An 18,248-nucleotide genomic window follows, 5' to 3' on the forward strand; every position below is an offset into this window, starting at 1 on the left:
CAGGTGCATAACGCGGCCGGACAAAGGTGCGGCTAACCGACAGCGGGGCGGGCTCCCAAGTGGGAACCCGCCCCGCTGTGCGGCTAAGCGGCTGTGCGCGAGCGGCCGAGGCCGCTCAGATCACTTGACAGAGATCTTAGCGCCGGCGGCTTCCAGCTTCTCCTTGGCGGCCTCGGCGGCCTCCTTGGCGACCTTCTCCAGGACGGCCTTCGGCGCGCCCTCGACGAGCTCCTTGGCCTCCTTCAGGCCCAGGCCGGAGACGATCTCACGCACGACCTTGATGACCTGGATCTTCTTGTCACCGGCGGACTCGAGGACGACGTCGAACTCGTCCTGCTCCTCGGCGGCCTCAGCCGGCGCAGCGGCGCCACCGGCGGCGGCGACGGCGACCGGCGCGGCAGCGGTGACCTCGAAGGTGTCCTCGAACTCCTTCACGAACGCGGAGAGCTCGAGCAGGGTCATTTCCTTGAAGACGTCGAGCAGCTCTTCGGTGCTGAGCTTCGCCATGGTGGCGTTCCTCTCATACATTGCGCCGCGGTGATCGCGCGAACGCGGATTTCGGTTTGGTCAGCTCTCGGCAGGCGCGTCGGCGGCGTCGGCCGGCGCCGCGGCGCCACCCTCCGCAGCACGCTTGTCCGCCAGGGCCTGCGCCAGACGCACGACCTGCGACGCCGGAGCGGCGAACAGACCGGCGGCCTTGGCCAGGTTGCCCTTCATCGCGCCCGCCAGCTTGGCGAGCAGCACCTCGCGGGACTCGAGGTCCGCGATTCGGTTGACCTCATCAATGGAGAGCGGCTTGCCCTCCATGAAGCCACCCTTGATGACAAGGGCCTTGTTGTCCTTCGCGAAGTTGCGCAGCGCCTTCGCGGCGTCGACCGGCTCACCCTCGATGAAGGCGATCGCGGTCGGGCCGACCAGCAGCTCCGTGAGCGAGGCCATGCCTGCGTCCTCGGCGGCACGCTTCACCAGCGTGTTCTTCGCGACGGTGTACGTGGTGCCCGTACCGAGGGCACGACGCAGCTCCGTCAGCTGCGCCATGGAGAGCCCGCGGTACTCGGTGACAACCGTGGCCGAGCTACCACGGAACTTCTCCGTGATCTCGGCGACGGCCTGAACCTTGTCGGGCTTCGCCATGGTCGCCTCCTCTCCAAGCTCTGATGAAATGGGGCCCGGAGACGACGAACGCCCCGGCGCACAGGCACGGGGCGTGAGAGAACGCGCGAAAACGCGCGAAGCTTGCCTCGTCCTCCTGCGCGGGCCGCCCTCGTAGTCACGGGGCCTTCGTCTCCCTGACCGGAGAACCGGAAAGGGAAAGACCAGCGGTCTTTGGTGGAACTGCGAACAGACTACGCGACGGCCGGTCAAGGCTCCAAATCAGCCCGGCGGTCGCACATGGCGGGTGACCGAGACGGCACCATGTGTCAGGACAGGAGGTAGTGGTGGACCCAAAGTTCGAGGACCAGGGCGCGGTGGAGAAGCGGGACGCGAACCAGCGGGAGCTGGAGTTGCGACAGGTCGAGGACCGCATCGTGCAACGCCTGGAGAAGCGCCTGCCCAAACAGCGGACCTGGCGCAACCGGCTGATCAAGTACGGCGCGATCGCGGCGGTGCTGATCTTCGCCTACTTCTACTTCTTCAGCTGCGAGGACAGCCCGCTGCGCGGTGGCGGTGGCACCGGCGGCAGTGCGGGGCAGCAGGACCAGACCGTGCAGCAGACCTCACCCAAGGAGGCGGTGCGCACCGTCTACCACTACGTGGCCGGTGATCCGAAGCAGGCGTGCGCGGTGTTCTCCGCGACCGGCAAGGCCGCGTTCGCGAAGAGCTTCGGCGTGCCGGATTGCCCGCAGGCGGCCCAGGCCGCGGCGGCGAAGGTGACCGACAAGTCCCGCTACGCCAACCCGGACTTCCCCGAGAACGCCGCCTTCACCAGCGGCAGCACCTCGGAGATCCGGTCCTGCGATCTCGGCGTCACCGGCGGGGACCGGCTCGGCGTGTTCATCCTGACCAAGCAGGGCGACGGCGGCTGGGTGATCACCGGGCACGAGAAGGAGCCCGCGGACTGCCTGACCGGCTGAGCCTTCTTCCGCACACACGAAAAAGGGCGCCCTCCTCGCGGAGAGCGCCCTTTTTTCGAGCTGGCGGACCGATCAGGCAGTGGCCTCGTCGGTCAGCAGGTTGCGGGTGCGGGCCGGGTCGACCGGGATACCCGGGCCCATGGTGGTGCTGAAGGTGACCTTCTTGACGTAGCGGCCCTTGGCGGCCGAGGGCTTGGCCCGGAGGACCTCATCCAGCGCGGCCGCGTAGTTCTCGACCAGCTTGTCCCTGTCGAAGGAGGTCTTCCCGATGACCAGGTGCAGGTTGGCCTGCTTGTCAACGCGGAAGTTGATCTTGCCGCCCTTGATCTCGTTGACGGCCTTGGTGACATCCGGGGTGACGGTGCCGGTCTTCGGGTTCGGCATCAGGCCACGCGGGCCGAGGATGCGGGCGATCCGGCCGACTTTGGCCATCTGGTCCGGGGTGGCAATCGCCGCGTCGAAGTCGAGCCAGCCGCCCTGGATGCGCTCGATCAACTCTTCGGCGCCGACCGCGTCCGCGCCTGCGGCTTCGGCCTCAGCGGCCTTGTCGCCGACGGCGAAGACGATGACGCGGGCGGTCTTGCCGGTGCCGTGCGGCAGGTTCACGGTGCCGCGGACCATCTGGTCGGCCTTACGGGGGTCGACGCCCAGGCGGATGGCGACCTCGACGGTCGCGTCCAGCTTGACCTTGGAGGTCTGCTTGGCCAGCTCGGCGGCCTCAAGCGGGCTGTACAGCCGCTCGCGGTCGACCAGCTCGGCTGCCTGGCGGTAGGCCTTGCTGCGCTTCATGGTGCTGTCCTTTTCTTCAGGTCAGTTGTGGTAGCGAGCCAGCGCGTGGCTCTCCCACGGGGTGATCAGGTGAGGCGAAGAACGGCGGAACTCAGCCCTCGACGGTGATGCCCATGGAGCGGGCGGTACCGGCGATGATCTTCGCGGCCTGGTCGATGTCGTTGGCGTTGAGGTCGACCATCTTGGTCTGGGCGATCTCGCGCACCTGGTCCATGGTCACCTTGGCGACCTTGGTCTTGTGCGGCTCGCCGCTGCCCTTCTCCACACCCGCGGCCTTGAGCAGCAGGCGAGCAGCCGGCGGCGTCTTGAGCGCGAAGGTGAAGGAACGGTCCTCGAACACGGAGATCTCGACCGGCACCACGGTGCCACGCTGCGACTCGGTCGCGGCGTTGTAGGCCTTGCAGAACTCCATGATGTTGACGCCGTGCTGACCCAGCGCGGGGCCAACGGGCGGTGCCGGGTTCGCCTGACCGGCGGTGATCTGCAGCTTGATGATCGCTGTCAGCTTCTTCTTCTTGGGCGGCATCTCGTCTTTCCTTCTGCCGTGTTGAGGTGGGCGCCGAGCCACGGTGCCCACCGGATGTCCACGTCGAGGTTTGCCTGACCCCGGCGCGGCCGCCGCGCCTCCTGCCGAGGCGGCGCGGTCAGATCTTGGAGACCTGGGTGAACGACAGCTCGACCGGAGTCTCGCGGCCGAAGATCGACACCAGGACCTTGAGCTTCTGCGCGTCCGCGTTGACCTCGCTGATCGTCGCGGGCAGGGTGGCGAACGGGCCGTCCATGACGGTGACCGATTCGCCGACCTCGAAGTCCACCTCGATGGTGGGCTTGGCGACGTTCGCGGCGGTCTGCTTGCCGCCCTTCTCGGGCTTGGCCTGCTCGACCCGCGGGAGCAGGAACTTCAGCACCTCGTCCAGCGTCAACGGGGACGGCTTGGAGGTGGCGCCGACGAACCCGGTGACACCAGGGGTGTTGCGCACCGCGCTCCACGAGGTGTCGGTCAGCTCCATCCGGACCAGGATGTAGCCGGGCAGCACCTTGCGCTGGACCAGCTTGCGCTGGCCGTTCTTGATCTCGGTGACCTCTTCGGTCGGGACCTCGACCTGGAAGATGAAGTCTTCCTGGTCCAGGGTCTGGATCCGGGTCTCGAGGTTCGCCTTGACCTTGTTCTCGTAGCCCGCGTAGGAGTGCACGACGTACCAGTCGCCGGGCGCGTGCCGCAGTGCCTCACGCAGCTCGTCGGCGGGGTCGCCTTCCTCGGCGACGGGCTCGGTCAGCTCCGCCTCCTCGGCGGGCACCACGGCTTCGTCTTCCGAGTCTGTGACCTCAGCGGACTCCTCGGCGTCCGTGCCAGCGTGCTCGACCTGCGCGGAGTCACCCTCGATGCCAGGGTGCTCCTGCTCGTCGGTCACGCCGGCCACTTCCTGGCCGCCGTCGTGTGAGGTCACAGTCGGTCTCGCTTCCTATCGAACGTTGCTCGTGTGGCCGACGACCTCACGCCGACCCCAGCGGGCGGGCGTCACTTGTTGTCGAACAACCACGTCACGCCTTGCACGAAGGCCAGGTCAAGTCCGGTGACCAGCGCCACCATGAAGGTGACGAACACCAGGACCACCGCGGTGTAGGTGACCAGCTGCTTGCGCGTCGGCCAGATGACCTTGCGCAGCTCGGAGAACACCTCGCGGAAGAAGCGCCCGAGCCGCTTGATCGGGTTGCCCTTGCGCTCCTTGGTGCGCCGGGCCGGGGTAGCCCGGCCCTTGGTGCCCTTGGCTTCGGACTCGTCGGCCTTCTTGCCGGGACGAGTCCGCTCCGGGCGGGCGGAAGCACGACGTTCACGCCGCGATGCGGCGGTAACAGGGCGGGAGGAGTCCTTCTTCTCTTCCTCCGGCCGCGTTTCCTGCTCGCGGTCTTCGCTCACGCCGCCGCCCTCCGCTCGACCGACCACTTTGACGCAGGGGCGACAGGAATTGAACCTGCAACCTGCGGTTTTGGAGACCGCTGCTCTGCCAATTGAGCTACGCCCCTTCGCAATCCGGCACTCAGTTTACAGACTGCCCAACCGCGATTTAGGCCGCCCTCCACCACCCCCACGTGGGGCGTGGGGCTCGGTGTTCGGACGTCCCAGTTCGATGAGTGTAGAGCACACCTCACCGAAGTCCCCAACCGCGTGGTCGGAAGGGGTGTCGACGGCGAAAATGGGGCCGGATGAGGCGGGTGTCCTCTGCCACGATGCCCCTCATGGGCGCACGCATCTCAGCGCGGATCGGCGGCATCGCCCCCTCCGCCACCCTCGCCGTGGACAGCAGGGCCAAGGCCCTGCAGGCCGCGGGCCGGCCGGTGATCGGCTTCGGCGCGGGTGAACCCGACTTCCCCACCCCCGACCACATCGTCGCGGCGGCCGAGGCGGCCTGCCGGGACCCCCGCAACCACCGCTACAGCCCGCCGGGCGGCCTGCCCGAGCTGCGCGCGGCGATCGCGGACAAGACCCGCCGGGACTCCGGCCTGGAGATCCAGCCCAGTCAGGTGCTGGTCACCAACGGCGGCAAGCAGGCCGTCTACACCGCCTTCGCCACCCTGCTCGACCCCGGCGAGGAGGTGCTGCTGCCCGCGCCGTACTGGACCACCTACCCCGAGGCGATCACGCTGGCAGGCGGCGTGCCGGTGGTGGTGCCCACCGACGAGTCCACCGGCTACCTGGCCACCGTCGAGCAGCTGGAGGCCGCGCGCACCCCGCGCACCAAGGTGCTGCTGTTCTGCTCGCCGTCCAATCCCACCGGCGCGGTCTACCCGCCGGAGCAGGTGGCCGCGATCGGCCGCTGGGCGGCGGCCAACGACGTCTGGGTGCTCGCGGACGAGATCTACGAGCACCTGGTCTACGGCGGCGCCGAGCACGTCTCGATGCCGGTGGTCGCGCCGGAGCTGGCCGATCGCTGGGTGGTGGTCAACGGGGTGGCCAAGACCTACGCGATGACCGGCTGGCGGGCCGGCTGGCTGCTGGGCCCCAGCGATGTCGTGACGGCCGCGACCAACCTCCAGTCGCACCTGTGCTCCAACGTCGCCAACGTGACCCAGCGGGCCGCTCTGGCCGCGGTGTCCGGCCCGCTGGACGCGGTGCTGCGGATGCGCGAGGCATTCGACCGCCGCCGCGGCCTGATGGTCGACTTGCTAGGCAAGATCCCCGGCGTGACCTGCCCGACCCCGCAGGGCGCGTTCTACGCCTACCCGTCGGTGCGCGAGATCCTCGGCAAGGAGATCCGCGGCCGCCGCCCTGCCACCAGCCTGGAACTGGCCGAACTGGCCCTGGAAGAGGCCGAGGTCGCGGTGGTCCCCGGCGAGGCCTTCGGCACCCCCGGCTACTTCCGCCTCTCCTACGCCCTGGGTGATGAGGACCTGGTCACCGGCGTAACCCGCCTGGCCGACCTCCTGTCCGAGGCCCGCTGACCAGCTCCCAGAAGACGCTGATGGGGGCGGCACCAGGGCCGCCCCCATCAGCGCTTCAGCTTCAGCTCCAACTCGAATCAGGCCAGACGCACGATGGCGTAGGCCCGCCCAAAGATCGACTGCCCGCCGAACCGGGCGGTGATGTCCACCCGCACGGTGTTGTCGTCCCGCTTCTCACCGATCTTGGCGGTGACCTCGACGGTGGCGCCCTCGTCGTCGTCGGGCACGACCACCGGGCGGCCGAAGCGCACCTGGTAGTCGATGATCGCGGCCGGGTCGCCGGTCCAGTCCGAGACGATCCTGGCCACCATGGCCATGGTCAGCAGACCGTGTGCGACCACCCCGGGCAGCCCGGCGGCCTCGGCGGCCCGGTCGCTCCAGTGGATGGTGTTGCAGTCGGTGGACACCCCGGCGTAGCGCACGAGGTCGCGGCGGGTGATCCACAGCTGCAACGGCGGGAGCTGGAGGCCCTTCTCGACGTCGTCGTAGCGCGGCAGCGTGGTCGCGATGCTCATGCGGAGTCCCCCTCCTGGGCGGCAACCGGCTTCTCGCCGCGGACGATCAGGGTGGCGATGGCGGAACAGATCGCCTCGCCGTCCTCGGTCAGCAACTCGGAGCGCAGCGTGATGTAGTCATTGCCCATGCGCGAGGAGATGTCATCGACGTGCACCTCGCAGATGAGGCGGTCGCCGGGCTTGATCGGGCGGTGGTTGATGAACCGCTGACTGCTGTGCATCATCCGGCTGTAGTCCATGCCCAGCTCGGGGTCGTCGGTCACCACGTGGTGGGAGCGGACGGCGAGCACGGTCGCGAAGGTCGGGGTCGCGACGATGTCGGCGTGCCCGAAGCTCTTGGCGACCTCGGGGTCGCGGTAGGCCCGGTTCAGGTCGCCGATCGCGTACGCGAGGTCACGGATGCCCTCACGGCCGACTTCGTAGACCCAGGGAAGCCGGTATGAGCGTCCTACGAAAGACTGGTTAAGCGCCACGGCGGGCAGAGTACCCGGAAACAAAGAAGCTGCCCTGCTCCGAACAGGGCAGCCTCTCAGCCAGCAGTCTTGAATGTCTTATAGCCCACAAGCAGGGCCTACGCTCAGCGAGTTTCCTTGTGCGCACGGTGCGTGCCGCAGTTCGGGCAGAACTTCTTGATCTCCAAGCGATCCGGGTCGTTGCGCCGGTTCTTCTTGGTGATGTAGTTCCGGTGCTTGCACTCCTCGCACGCAAGAGTGATCTTCGGCCGAACATCAGTAGCAGCCACAGGGCAGCCCTCCCAAACCAACTCGGAAAACCGGCCCCGCTCGAAGCGGGGGGTCCGGGGGCACACCCCCGGCTGGGGGTCTGGGGGCTCGGCCCCCAGTGTGATGCGGAAGCGAACCCGCCTGCCGCCCGAAGAGCGGCAGGCACAGTCCAACCATTCGCGTAGCGGTGGCCGGACTTGAACCGGCGACACAACGATTATGAGCCGTTTGCTCTACCAGGCTGAGCTACACCGCTATCCGAGGAGACTAGGTCCCCTCACACGGACAGGCCGTGGCGATCATTGGATGATCACCCCGGCCCACCCGTAGAGCCCCAATACGGAATCGAACCGTAGACCTTCTCCTTACCATGGAGACGCTCTACCGACTGAGCTATTGGGGCGTTGCGCTTGTCCCGCTTGGAGGTTGCTGCCTCCCGGCTGGACGTGGAGAACTTTACAACAGGCCTCCCCCAGAAGCGAAATCGGGGGGTGGGTCACCGGACCAACGTGAGCACCATCTCGTCGTGCCTGCCCCGGGCGCGCACCGTGCGGGCCCGCAGCCAGGCCTCGAAGCGGTCCTCGGAGAGCGGCCGGGAGATCAGGTAGCCCTGGGCGATGTCGCAGCCCATGCGCACCAGCGCCTCCTTGGCCGCGTCCTCCTCCACGCCCTCGGCGACCACCTGCAGGCCGAGGGAGTGGCCCAGTTCGACGATGGAGCGGACCACGGCCAGGTCGCCGAGGTCGGTGCCCATGCCGAGCACGAAGCTCTTGTCGATCTTCACTTCGTCCACCGGCAGCTGGCGCAGGTAGGCCAGCGAGGAGTAGCCGGTGCCGAAGTCGTCCACGGCCAGCACCACGCCGAGCCCGTGCAGCCTGCGCAGCACCGGCAGGCAGCGTTCCGGGTCGGCCATCACGCCGGACTCGGTCAGCTCGAAGGTGAGCAGCCTTGGCGGCACGTCGTGGCGGCGCAGCGCGTCGGCGACCTTGTCCGGGAAGGTCTCGTCCTCCAGGTTGCGCACGGACAGGTTGACCGCGACGGAGAGCCGCAGCCCGCGGTCCAGCCACTTGCGGATGCGGATCAGCGCGCATTCCATGACGAATCCGGTGAGCGCGTCGACCAGGCCGGTGGCCTCCACCGCGGGCACGAACTCGTCCGGGTCGACCCGCCCGAACTCCGGGTGCACCCAGCGGACCAGCGCCTCCACCCCGACCACCTCGCGGCTGGGCAGGGCCACCTTGGGCTGGTAGTGCACCTGCACCTGACCGCTGTCCAGCGCGTGCCGGAACTGGGTGACCAGCTGGAAGCGGCGCAGGAAGCCCTGGGTCATGCTCGGCAGGTAGCTGCGCACCGCGTCGCCGCTGGAGCGGGCCGCGCGCACGGCCACGTCGGCGTGCTGGAGCAGGGTGTCCACGTCCTGCACTGGGCTGCCGTCCTCGGCGATGGTGGGCACGTAGCCGACCACCGCGGTGGCCTCCACGGTGAGCCGTTCCACCGGGTAGGGCGCGGCGACCTGGGCACGCAGTTTCTCCGCGATGCCGTGCGCGGCCTCGGTGGTGCAGTCCACCAGCAGCGCGGCGAAGGTGCCGCCCTCCAGCCGGGCCAGCGGCACCTCGGCGCCGAGGGCCTCCCGGATGCGGCGGCCCGCGGCCACCACCATGCGGTCGCCCCAGGCGTGTCCGAGGGCGTCGCTGACCTGGCTGAGCACGTCGAGGTCGAGCCGGATGACCACCGAGCGCGGGGATTGCCGCAGTGGTTCGGCGGCGGCCTCGCGCAGGCCGGGCCGGTTGAGCAGGCCGGTGAGCGGATCGTGGTAGGCGTCGTGCCGGAGCCTGGCGAGCAGCCGCCGGTTGTCCAGCGCGGTGGCCAGGTGGCTGGCCAGGGTGCGCAGCAGCCGCACGTCGGCCCGGCCGAACCCGCGCCAGCGGCTGAGCCGGTCGTGTGTCTCGACCGCGCCGAGCAGCTGGTGCGCGCCGCGCAGCGGGACCACCAGCGCCTCGTGCGCGCCGCGCCGTTGCAGGGCCTCGCGCACGTCGTCGGCGGCGTCCACGGTGCGGAAGTAGCGGACGTGGCTGCCGGGCAGCTGCAACATGGGGTCATCGCGCAGTTCGACCGCGTCGCTGGCCGGCGCGCCCTCGGGCAGCGGTTCGCCGGCGACCAGGGTGCGCACGCCGGCGGGCGGGTCGGGGCGCAGGTGCAGCACCACCCTGGTGGCGTTGAGCTGCTCCCGGATCCGCTCGGCGATCTGCTGCCATTCGACCGTGCTGGTCGGGGTGTGCAGTTCGCTGTAGTTGTTGTCCGCGCCCGCGGGTCTGCTGACCGCCTGCTGGCCGGAGCGCGCGACGGTGAGGCTGACGTCGCTGAGCGCCTCCAGGTCGCGCTGGTCGCGCAGCAGGCCGGAGTAGGCGCGGTAGAGCAGCACCAGCGCGGCCGAGACCAGGACGACCAGCACCCAGCCCCAGGGGGTGCTGCGCACGATCTCGTAGCCGACCAGGCCGGTGGAGGTGTTGAGCAGGCCGATGACCAGGGTGCGCAGGCCGAGCCGGGCGGCGCCGGCCACCCGCATCTCACCGCCGAGCACGTACACCGCGGCCAGCGCGAAGATCACACTGACCAGCGGGGAGGTGACCGTGCCGAAGACCGCGCCGAGCCAGGCCGGGCCGTCGGTGATGGCGCGCTGGACCAGGGTGGCCACGGTGAACGGGACCGCGATCTCCAGGCACATGACACCGGCGTTGTAGAGCACGTGGTCGCCGCCGCGGCGGCCGAGCTGGGCGCCGAGCCCGGCGACCAGGTGCGCGGCCAGCACCACCTCGAACGGGGCCACCAGCAAGCCGATGACGAGCGGGATCTCGGTGAAGGAGATGGTCCAGCCGACGGTGCGCACGTCGACGTCGATGGTCAGCTGTTCGGCCAGCAGGAAGGCGGCGGCCAGCAGCGGGCCAATCCAGAGCAGCTGGGGGTCCAGTTCGGTGGGCAGCCACCAGGACACCGCGGCGGCCGCGGCGAGACCGACGAACAGCACCACAAGGGAGAACCGGGTGAACGCCCGGCCGCGGGCGGCGTGGTCCAACGGGCTCGCCAGCGGACGCGGGGCGTCAGGGGGCGAGTCCGGGTCCAGTGGCCGTCGGCGATCCGACATCCACCCTCCTTACACCTCGATTTGCAGCTTGCAAACCGCATCAACAGCCGATCGTGACTGACGTACGGCCGCTTGACCAGTGCGATGACGGAGCGTTCTCACCCACCTGGCAAAGACGCCCGGGTAGTGGTGTCACAGATGGGGGAGCAGCGCAATGACAGCGGTAGCTTTGACCTGCAACTTAGCCCGATCAGATGAAGGTCAACCGGCCCAGAGTGTGAACATTCGCCCACCGCAAGGGTCACTCCGCGTGGTTTCGCCCACAGCTCCAGGCCGTTCTGGACGCCCACATGCTCATCACCTCCGATGCTCAATGGCATCGCTTTCTACTATTGGACTGCGTGAATGTCTCGAAGAAGAATCGGTGACATGACAAGCGGAGCACTTCCCGGCGCGGGCCGCGGACCGGCCAAGCCAGGGTCGCTCTGACGCGGAACGGCCACGGTCCGGACACGGTGGGCCACAACCCGGACACAGCACGATGACGCCGGTTAACCGAGCCGCGACTGTCCACGATGGACAGACCACCTGGAGATCAACAATCAACAGGAGGTCCGGCTCGTGGAGGTTCGCATCACGCACATCCACCTGAGCGGTGGCGAGACCTACCGGCATATCCAGTCCGTGCGCTGGCAGAACGCGGACAACAGCAGTGAATGGGACACCGACAGCACCGCGACCATGGTCGGCCGCCTCCGGCGCGGCTGGCGGGTGTTCGTCTGGAGCGGCTGGTCCAAGGTCGAGGTGGTCGCGGTCGGCGGCCGGTACCTCAGCACCGAGACCGGTGGCCAGCTGAGCCAGGAACTGCTGAAGCTGCCCCGGTTCTAGCCGGTGTTCTGCCCGTAGCGGCGGCGCAGGTGCACCTCGACCAGGTTGAGGAAGGCGTCCACCTCGTCCGGGTCGTACCCGGTGCCGGGGTGCTCGGTGAAACGCACCTGGCGCACGTCGTGCGGGGTGAGGGTGTCCGCGCCGAGCAGCGTGCCCTCGATCCGGTCGAGGAAGCCGTCCACCTCGTCCTCGTCGTAACCGCGCCGCCCCGCCCCGGTCCCCACCAGGTGGAACCCGACGTTGTGCACATCCGCCGCAGTCAGCGTCGCGGGCGAGGGCCCGCCGCGGACGGGGACCAGCTGGGGCCTGGGCGGCGCGGCCGCGGCCCGTTGCAGGGTCAGCGCCACCTGGTCCAGGAAGGCGTCCACCCCGCCCCGGTCGTACCCGCCCCGCCCCACCGGCGCGGCCGCGAACTCCACCGCCTGGACCTCCTGCGGCGTCAGGTCATCCGCCCCGCGCAAACTCGCCTGCACCCGCGCCAGGAACGCGTCCACCTCGCGCTCGTCGTACCCGATGACCCCGGGCTTGGGCCGCTGGAACCCCACCTCGGCCACATCGGCGGCGGTGAGCCTGCCCTGCTCGGCCAGCGCCCGCTGCTCCAGCACGGTGGCCACCAGATCGAGGAACAACTCGACCTCGTCCCGGTCATACCCGTTGCCGTCCACCACCGCGGGCGGGAACCGCGCCTTCAGCACGTCCTGCGCGGTGATGGTGTCCCGCCCACCCAACGTGCAGGCGATCCGTTCCAGGAACGCGTCCACCGGCGGCTCGTCATACCCCTTCACGTCCGGCGGCGGCCGGTGGAACCGGACATCACGCACGTCCTCGGGAGTCAGCGTCATGGCGCCTCCAGGAGACTTGGTGCGGCCATAGTGCCCGGGTTTGGGCATGGCGGAACTCCGCCTGACGGCCCAGCCACACACCCCCGTACGGATGTCGGCGGCGGATGGTTCAGTCCGTGGTGGCGTTGGACTTCTTCACCCGTTTCTCGCGGACAGTGACTTCGGTGGTCCCGTCTCGACGGGACGCTGCGACCGACCGCCTCGAACGCACTCGCTCCCGTGCCCCGCTGAGCGTGGCGACAGTGGCCTCCAGCGCGCGCAGCCTTGACTCGTGATCTCCGCGGTCATCCTCACCGTCCCGAAGTCGTTCCAGGATCTGGCGGATGAACGTGGTAGGCCTGGTGTGTTCTGACGCCGCTCGCTCACGTACCCAGTCCATCAGTGGCTTGGGCAGGCGCAACGAAGTGACCACCATGGGATCGGGATCGACCGCGAACTCCGCGCGCGCCTTGGCCAGTTCGGTGCTCGTATCGGTGTTGTCGTAGTGCTCGCGCAGGTCGCGCAGATCCTTGTCGTTCATCGTGTTCACCTCGCCTTGTTCCGAAAGATGCGACGTTCCTTCTCGGTGAGTTCCCGGGTGGTGACCACGTAGTGCCCACCCGCCATGGCCTTACCCAGCACGACCAGCAGATAACGGCCGGCGTCGGTGCGGCCATAGATCAACGTTGTGCCGTCCCGGCCACTGGTAACCCAGCGGGGACGGGTGTAGACGACCTCCTCCACCTCGCCGGGGCTGACGTTGTGCCGAGCTATGTGCTCCTCAGCGTCCTCGGTCCAGCAGATCTCACGCATCGACTGAACGTAGTACGTCGTACTACGTCAGAGTAGTACCCGATCAGGCAACATGGAAGACCGCATACGAACACAGCCCCTGACTCAGCGGAGTCAGGGGCTGTGTTGGCTGTTGTGGCAGGTGAAGGATTCGAACCTTCGAAGCTTTCGCGACGGATTTACAGTCCGTTCCCTTTGGCCACTCGGGCAACCTGCCGTGCAGTCGATCTCTCGGCTGCGGGGACAAGCTTACATACCCGTGGGCAGGGGCATGCAAGCGGGTATGCAGCGGGTAGCGTCTTGCCCGCGAGGAGCCTCGGTGGAGGCTCGGGTTCACGGCTGGGAGAGGTGCGGCAACGTGGCGGACCCGTCATTCGACGTGGTGAGCAAGGTCGAGCGGCAGGAGGTGGACAACGCGGTCAACCAGGCCGGGAAGGAGTTGACCACCCGGTTCGACTTCCGGGGTGTCGACGCGAGGGTCACCTGGGTCGGTGAGGACGGGATCGCGATCCAGGCGGAGACCGAGGAGCGGTGCCTGGCGGCGATCGAGGTGCTCAAGGAGAAGTTGATCAAGCGGGGGATCTCGCTCAAGGCGTTCGAGGTCGGCGAGCCGCAGTTGTCGGGGAAGATCTACAAGGTCACCGGCAAGGTCATCGAGGGGATTGCCTCGGACAAGGCCAAGGAGATCGCCAAGGCGATCCGCGATGAGGCCCCCAAGGGTGTCCAGGCGCAGATCCAGGGCGATCAGCTGCGGGTGACCGGCAAGAAGAAGGACCATCTGCAGGAAGTCATCGCGCTGCTCAAGTCCAAGGACTTCGGCATCGCGCTCCAGTTCACGAACTACCGGTAGGGAAAAGGCGGGGGCGATGAAGGGGATCATCCTGGCGGGGGGCAGCGGGACTCGGCTGCACCCGATCACCCAGGCGGTGTCGAAGCAGCTGTTGCCGGTCTACGACAAGCCCATGGTCTATTACCCGCTGTCGACGCTCATGCTCGCCGGCATCCGGGAGATCCTGCTCATCTCCACCCCCGCCGACCTGCCGATGTTCCAGCGGCTGCTCGGTGACGGGTCCCAGTTCGGCCTGCGCCTGTCCTACGCGGAGCAGGCGCAGCCCAACGGCCTGGCCGAGGCATTCGTGATCGGCGCGGACTTCGTCGGCGACGACGATGTGGCGCTGGTGCTGGGCGACAACATCTTCTACGGCCAGGGCTTCTCCCGGCAGCTCCAGCAGCTCGTCGGCAACCTGGACGGCTGTGTGCTCTTCGGCTACCCGGTGAAGGACCCCGAGCGCTACGGCGTTGGCGAGGCGGACGCGGAGGGCAACCTCATCTCCATCGAGGAGAAGCCCAAGCACCCGCGCTCCAACCGGGCGATCACCGGGCTCTACTTCTACGACAACGAGGTGGTGGAGATCGCCAAGGGGCTTTCGCCGTCGCCCCGGGGTGAGCTGGAGATCACCGACGTCAACCTGGCCTACCTCAAGCAGGGCCGGGCGAAGTTGCTGGACCTGGGCCGTGGTTTCGCCTGGCTGGACACTGGCACGCACGACTCGCTGCTGGAGGCCGGGCAGTTCGTGCAGGTGCTGGAGCACCGGCAGGGTGTGCGGATCGCCTGTCTTGAGGAGATCGCGCTGCGGATGGGCTACATCGACGCCGACGCCTGCTACGCGCTGGGCGCGGGGTTGGCGAAGTCGGGTTACGGGCAGTACGTGATGGACGTCGCGCTCAACGCGGGGGCGAGCCCGGCCGCCCAGTAGTCCGGCAGGTCAGTAGCCGCCGTAGCTGCCGCGCTTGGCCATCTCCTCCAGCCGCCGGATCCGATCCTGGATCGGCGGGTGGGTGGAGAACCAGCGCGCCAGCGACTCGCCGGTCCGGAACGGGTTGGCGATCATCAGGTGTGACTGGGACATCAGCTGGGGCTCGGGCGCCAGTGGCGCGGCCTGGGTGCCCAGTTCCAGCTTGCGCAGGGCCGAGGCCAGGGCGAGCGGGTCGCCGGTGAGTGCCGCGCCCGACTCGTCGGCCTGGTACTCCCGGGAACGGCTCACCGCGAGCTGCACCACGCCGGCGGCCACCGGGCCCAGGATGGCGATCAGCAGCACGGCCAGCGGACCGGGCCGGTCCTCGTCGCTGCCGCCGAAGAGCCCGGCGAACATGGCGATGTTGGCCAGGAAGGTCACCACGCTGGCCAGCGCGCCCGCCACCGAGGAAATGAGAATGTCCCGGTTGTAGACGTGCGCCAGCTCGTGCCCGAGCACCGCGCGCAGCTCGCGTTCGTCCAGCAGCTCCAGGATGCCGGTGGTGCAGCAGACCGCGGCGTTGCGCGGGTTGCGGCCGGTGGCGAAGGCGTTGGGCGCGGCGGTCGGGCTGATGTAGAGCCGCGGCATCGGCTGCCGGGCCGAGGTGGCCAGCTCGCGCACGATCCGGTACATCCCCGGCTGTTCCCACTGGGAGACCGGCCGGGCGTGCATGGCGCGCAGCGCGAGCTTGTCGGAGTTGAAGTAGGCGTAGGCGTTGAAGGCCAGCGCGCCGAAGAGCGCCACCCACAGCCACGGTCCGCCGAACAGCGAGCCGATCAGCACGATCAGCGTGCTCAGTCCGCCGAGCAGCAGGGCTGTCTTGAGCCCGTTGAAGTGCTTGTGCATGGGTCCCTCGACCTCCTCCTGGCCTGGTCGGACAAATCGGCCTGCCGATGGAGTCAACGTGTGAAGGAGGCGTCAGGTTCCTGGGCGGCTGCCCCGACCGCCCCTGGATGCCGCCTCCGGGGCCACTTCGGCGGCCGGATCCAGCGGTGGGGGCGGCGGCGCGGCGGCCACCCACTCCCCCAGCCGGTCCCGCTCGTGCACCAGTTCGGCCACCGCGCCCGCGCCGTCGGGCGAGCCGGTGCCGGGGTAGCCGAAGTCCGGCGCCCAGTGCAGCGCGTCGAACGGGCAGACCTCCACGCAGATGCCGCAGTAGAGGCACTGGCCGTAGTCGATGGCGAAGCGGTCCAGCACGTTGCGCTGGCGGGCCCGCGCCGATCCCGGCGTCTGCACCGTCTCGGTGTGCGAGGTGATGTGGATGCACCAGTCCGGGCACTCCCGGGCGCACAGCATGCACACCGTGCAGTTGGCCTCCAGCAACGCGATCACGCCTCGGGTGCGCGGCGCCAGGTCCTCGGGCTGGGTGGTCACTGGGCTCCCTCGTCTCGGCGCGGTCCCCATTCGGGGCCGGGCACACCTGGTGGCGCGATCCGCCTGCGGCTGGGCGCGCCGGTGCCATCCTCGCCGGGTTCCAGCGCGCCAGGCCAGGGCCGGACCACACGGGCGGCCAGCACGAAATCCTTGCGCAGCGGGTGCCCGGAAAACGAATCCGGCAGCAGCAGCCTGCGTGGATCGGGGTGTTCGGCCAGGTCAAGGCCGAACATCTCGGCCGCTTCCCGCTCGTGCCAGGCCGCCCCTGCCCACACCGCGGCCACGCTGGGCAGCGCTTCACCCGCGGGCACCTCGGTGCGCAGCAGCAGGCCGGTCCACGGCCCCGGCCGCAGCACGTGCAGGGTGACCGCGTGCGTGCCGCCGAGGGCGCCGGGGCGGCCCGCGTCCTCCGCGCCCAGCCAGTCGAAGAGCACACAGCCCAGCTCGTCCCTGACCTGCCGGGCGGCGGTGGCCCAGGCGGTGACCGGCACGTGCGCGGTGCTCTGCCCGAAGGCCGTTTTCACGGTGACCTCGGGCAGCAGGGCGGCGAGTTCCCCGGCGAGGGCGAGGCTGGTCATGACCGCACCAGCTTGTGCAGCGCGACCATGCCTTCCAGCAGCGCCTCCGGGCGCGGCGGGCAGCCGGGCACGGCCACGTGCACCGGCAGCAGCTGGTCGATGCCCTTGGTCACCGCGTAGGAGTCCCAGTACGGGCCGCCGGTGTTGGAGCAGGCGCCGACGGAGAGCACGTATTTCGGTTCGGGCAGCTCGCGGTAGGTGGCCAGGATCGCGGGCAGCATCACGTCGGTGACCGTGCCGGAGACCACCAGCACCTGGGCCCGCTCCGGGCCACCAGCGGGGTCGATCCCGTATCCGGCCAGGTCGGATCCGTTCAGGGCGGCCATCACCTCCACCCCGCAACAGGCGAGGCCGAGATCGAGCACGGTGACCTGGTAGGTGGTCCCCCAGTTCAGCTCTACAGCGGTGTTCACAGCTCCCGAGAGTAAAAGACCGCCCACTTGGAGCAGCGATTGACATGGGTTTTGTAGGCGGACCGTAGCTAGTTGATTACGGAAAGAGAGTACCCTGGCGCTCGGCAACTGCGACTCGAGAGGGGCCGATCCAGTGGCTGAGGCGGGCTCTGCGTACCGGGTTAAATTCCGCGGCATAGCCGATGAACTCCGAACCGCCATCTCCTGCGGCAAGTACCCGCCCGGCGCGCGTCTGCCCGGCGAGAACGAGCTGATGGAGCGGCACGGTGCGGCGCGGATGACGGTTCGGGCGGCGTTGGAGGTACTGAAGAACGAGGGTCTGACCTGGTCTCGCCGGGGTTCGGGGGTTTATGTCCGGGACGACCGGCCGATCAGGCGCAACTCGCCGCAGCGGCTGCGCGGGGATCGCAGCGCGTCCTGGCCGAGCCGGTGGGAGACCGATCTCACCGGTCGCACGCTGACCATCGACAACGTCGAGGTGGCCGAGGAACAGGCGCCGCACTACGTGGCGCGGGTGCTCGGCCAGCACGAACCGGCCCGGGTCTGGGCCCGGCGGCGGCGCAACCTGGTGGACGGTCACCCGGTGATGCTGTCGGTGTCCTACTTCCCGGCCTCGCTGGTCGCCGGTTCCGCGCTCACCAGGGCCAATCCCGGCCCCGGCGGCGTTTACGCCCGGCTGCGCGAGCTGGGCAAGCCGGCCGCGGCCTTCCGCGAGGAGATCAGGGCCCGGATGCCCCGCGGCGAGGAGGCCAAGGCGCTGCGGCTGGAACCGGGCACCCCGCTGGTGGTGATCGTGCGCACCGCTTTCACCACCACCGGCGAGGCGATCGAGGTCACCGAGATGACCCTGGACGCGGGTTCCTACGTGCTGGAGTACGAGTTCCCGGCCTGAGCGGCGCCGGGTAACACCGGCCACGGCGGCCGCGAATACAGGCTCAGCTCATTTTCCGATGAGACGGGCC

23 protein-coding genes and 4 tRNA genes are annotated in these 18,248 nt (G+C 68.9%); 6 read left to right on the top strand and 21 right to left on the bottom strand.

All coding sequences use genetic code 11. The features are described from left to right. Positions 1 to 120: 120 nt before the first annotated feature. Positions 121 to 507: a 50S ribosomal protein L7/L12 gene (gene rplL / locus ACTOWY_RS40630; protein WP_441314925.1), complete on the bottom strand. Its 387-nt coding sequence runs from the start codon at positions 505 to 507 to the stop codon at positions 121 to 123. 60 nt (positions 508 to 567) lie between these two features. Then, entirely contained in the window at positions 568 to 1,134 is a 567-nt protein-coding gene (gene rplJ, locus ACTOWY_RS40635; RefSeq protein WP_441314926.1) for a 50S ribosomal protein L10, read from the bottom strand. Positions 1,135 to 1,439: 305 nt separating this feature from the next. On the opposite strand from rplJ, the gene ACTOWY_RS40640 reads away from it, so the two are divergent. Next, on the top strand, positions 1,440 to 2,075 hold the full coding sequence (locus tag ACTOWY_RS40640) for a hypothetical protein (protein WP_441314927.1): 636 nt from the start codon (positions 1,440 to 1,442) through the stop codon (positions 2,073 to 2,075). A gap of 72 nt (positions 2,076 to 2,147) precedes the next feature. Here ACTOWY_RS40640 and rplA read toward each other — a convergent pair whose 3' ends face one another. From rplA to ACTOWY_RS40665, 5 genes are all read right to left on the bottom strand, one after another. Further along, a complete protein-coding gene (rplA, locus tag ACTOWY_RS40645) occupies positions 2,148 to 2,864 on the bottom strand; it encodes a 50S ribosomal protein L1 (protein ID WP_441314928.1) in 717 nt (238 codons plus the stop codon). Positions 2,865 to 2,955: 91 nt separating this feature from the next. Next, on the bottom strand, positions 2,956 to 3,390 hold the full coding sequence (rplK, locus tag ACTOWY_RS40650) for a 50S ribosomal protein L11 (RefSeq protein WP_185000499.1): 435 nt from the start codon (positions 3,388 to 3,390) through the stop codon (positions 2,956 to 2,958). Between the two features lie 118 nt (positions 3,391 to 3,508). Beyond that, positions 3,509 to 4,312, bottom strand: coding sequence for a transcription termination/antitermination protein NusG (gene nusG, locus ACTOWY_RS40655; RefSeq protein WP_441314929.1), 804 nt, complete (start codon positions 4,310 to 4,312; stop codon positions 3,509 to 3,511). A 71-nt stretch (positions 4,313 to 4,383) separates the two neighbouring features. Continuing rightward, positions 4,384 to 4,782 carry a preprotein translocase subunit SecE gene (gene secE / locus ACTOWY_RS40660; protein ID WP_247755529.1) on the bottom strand — a complete coding sequence of 133 codons (399 nt, stop codon included), beginning with the start codon at positions 4,780 to 4,782 and terminating at the stop codon, positions 4,384 to 4,386. A 34-nt stretch (positions 4,783 to 4,816) separates the two neighbouring features. Beyond that, positions 4,817 to 4,889 (bottom strand) — tRNA-Trp (locus tag ACTOWY_RS40665). Positions 4,890 to 5,102: 213 nt separating this feature from the next. Between ACTOWY_RS40665 and ACTOWY_RS40670 the strand changes: the two genes are divergently transcribed. Continuing rightward, on the top strand, positions 5,103 to 6,305 hold the full coding sequence (locus tag ACTOWY_RS40670) for a pyridoxal phosphate-dependent aminotransferase (protein ID WP_441314930.1): 1,203 nt from the start codon (positions 5,103 to 5,105) through the stop codon (positions 6,303 to 6,305). 77 nt (positions 6,306 to 6,382) lie between these two features. On the opposite strand, the gene ACTOWY_RS40675 is transcribed toward ACTOWY_RS40670, so the two are convergent. The 6 genes from ACTOWY_RS40675 to ACTOWY_RS40700 form a co-directional block, all read right to left on the bottom strand. Continuing rightward, positions 6,383 to 6,820, bottom strand: a complete 438-nt coding sequence (locus ACTOWY_RS40675; RefSeq protein WP_441314931.1) for a MaoC/PaaZ C-terminal domain-containing protein — start codon at positions 6,818 to 6,820, stop codon at positions 6,383 to 6,385. Further along, positions 6,817 to 7,293, bottom strand: a complete 477-nt coding sequence (locus tag ACTOWY_RS40680) for an FAS1-like dehydratase domain-containing protein (protein ID WP_441314932.1) — start codon at positions 7,291 to 7,293, stop codon at positions 6,817 to 6,819. Before ACTOWY_RS40680 ends, ACTOWY_RS40675 begins: the two co-directional genes overlap by 4 nt. Before the next feature lie 104 nt (positions 7,294 to 7,397). Next, a complete protein-coding gene (gene rpmG / locus ACTOWY_RS40685; protein WP_185000510.1) occupies positions 7,398 to 7,562 on the bottom strand; it encodes a 50S ribosomal protein L33 in 165 nt (54 codons plus the stop codon). Positions 7,563 to 7,724: 162 nt separating this feature from the next. Next, a tRNA-Met gene (locus ACTOWY_RS40690) sits at positions 7,725 to 7,798 on the bottom strand. Positions 7,799 to 7,872: 74 nt separating this feature from the next. After that, positions 7,873 to 7,945, bottom strand: a tRNA-Thr gene (locus tag ACTOWY_RS40695). A gap of 93 nt (positions 7,946 to 8,038) precedes the next feature. Beyond that, positions 8,039 to 10,684: a putative bifunctional diguanylate cyclase/phosphodiesterase gene (locus ACTOWY_RS40700; RefSeq protein WP_441314933.1), complete on the bottom strand. Its 2,646-nt coding sequence runs from the start codon at positions 10,682 to 10,684 to the stop codon at positions 8,039 to 8,041. Between the two features lie 561 nt (positions 10,685 to 11,245). Here ACTOWY_RS40700 and ACTOWY_RS40705 point away from each other — a divergent pair. Beyond that, entirely contained in the window at positions 11,246 to 11,512 is a 267-nt protein-coding gene (locus ACTOWY_RS40705; protein WP_185000515.1) for a DUF3892 domain-containing protein, read from the top strand. Here ACTOWY_RS40705 and ACTOWY_RS40710 read toward each other — a convergent pair. The 4 genes from ACTOWY_RS40710 to ACTOWY_RS40725 all read right to left on the bottom strand — a co-directional run bounded on the left by ACTOWY_RS40710 (position 11,509) and on the right by ACTOWY_RS40725 (position 13,342). Further along, complete coding sequence (locus ACTOWY_RS40710; RefSeq protein WP_441314934.1) at positions 11,509 to 12,354, bottom strand: DivIVA domain-containing protein; 846 nt, start codon at positions 12,352 to 12,354, stop codon at positions 11,509 to 11,511. The genes ACTOWY_RS40705 and ACTOWY_RS40710 overlap by 4 nt on opposite strands. 109 nt (positions 12,355 to 12,463) lie before the next feature. Continuing rightward, the gene (locus ACTOWY_RS40715) at positions 12,464 to 12,874 is read right to left on the bottom strand and encodes a hypothetical protein (protein WP_441314935.1); all 411 of its coding nucleotides are present in this window, start codon (positions 12,872 to 12,874) and stop codon (positions 12,464 to 12,466) included. Positions 12,875 to 12,879: 5 nt separating this feature from the next. Then, on the bottom strand, positions 12,880 to 13,146 hold the full coding sequence (locus ACTOWY_RS40720) for a hypothetical protein (RefSeq protein ID WP_441314936.1): 267 nt from the start codon (positions 13,144 to 13,146) through the stop codon (positions 12,880 to 12,882). 115 nt (positions 13,147 to 13,261) lie between these two features. Beyond that, positions 13,262 to 13,342, bottom strand: a tRNA-Tyr gene (locus ACTOWY_RS40725). Between the two features lie 141 nt (positions 13,343 to 13,483). Here ACTOWY_RS40725 and ACTOWY_RS40730 point away from each other — a divergent pair. After that, positions 13,484 to 13,975, top strand: a complete 492-nt coding sequence (locus ACTOWY_RS40730; RefSeq protein ID WP_441314937.1) for a YajQ family cyclic di-GMP-binding protein — start codon at positions 13,484 to 13,486, stop codon at positions 13,973 to 13,975. Between the two features lie 16 nt (positions 13,976 to 13,991). After that, on the top strand, positions 13,992 to 14,882 hold the full coding sequence (gene rfbA / locus ACTOWY_RS40735; protein WP_441314938.1) for a glucose-1-phosphate thymidylyltransferase RfbA: 891 nt from the start codon (positions 13,992 to 13,994) through the stop codon (positions 14,880 to 14,882). Positions 14,883 to 14,891: 9 nt separating this feature from the next. Here the strand turns inward: rfbA and htpX are convergent, their stop codons facing one another. The 4 genes from htpX to ACTOWY_RS40755 form a co-directional block, all read right to left on the bottom strand. Next, positions 14,892 to 15,767, bottom strand: coding sequence for a zinc metalloprotease HtpX (htpX, locus tag ACTOWY_RS40740; RefSeq protein WP_441314939.1), 876 nt, complete (start codon positions 15,765 to 15,767; stop codon positions 14,892 to 14,894). A 72-nt stretch (positions 15,768 to 15,839) separates the two neighbouring features. Continuing rightward, positions 15,840 to 16,295, bottom strand: coding sequence for a 4Fe-4S binding protein (locus ACTOWY_RS40745; protein ID WP_441314940.1), 456 nt, complete (start codon positions 16,293 to 16,295; stop codon positions 15,840 to 15,842). After that, positions 16,292 to 16,873 (bottom strand): NADH-quinone oxidoreductase subunit C, encoded by a 582-nt coding sequence (locus ACTOWY_RS40750; RefSeq protein ID WP_441314941.1) that lies wholly within the window; start codon positions 16,871 to 16,873, stop codon positions 16,292 to 16,294. Before ACTOWY_RS40750 ends, ACTOWY_RS40745 begins: the two co-directional genes overlap by 4 nt. Then, entirely contained in the window at positions 16,870 to 17,286 is a 417-nt protein-coding gene (locus ACTOWY_RS40755) for an NADH-quinone oxidoreductase subunit B (protein WP_441314942.1), read from the bottom strand. The genes ACTOWY_RS40750 and ACTOWY_RS40755 overlap by 4 nt, the downstream gene beginning before the upstream one ends. A 133-nt stretch (positions 17,287 to 17,419) precedes the next feature. Between ACTOWY_RS40755 and ACTOWY_RS40760 the strand changes: the two genes are divergently transcribed. Continuing rightward, positions 17,420 to 18,178, top strand: a complete 759-nt coding sequence (locus ACTOWY_RS40760; RefSeq protein ID WP_247755517.1) for a GntR family transcriptional regulator — start codon at positions 17,420 to 17,422, stop codon at positions 18,176 to 18,178. Positions 18,179 to 18,248 lie beyond the last annotated feature (70 nt).

Origin of the sequence: Crossiella sp. CA198 (assembly GCF_052078295.1) — a bacterium.
Lineage (GTDB): Bacteria > Actinomycetota > Actinomycetes > Mycobacteriales > Pseudonocardiaceae > Crossiella.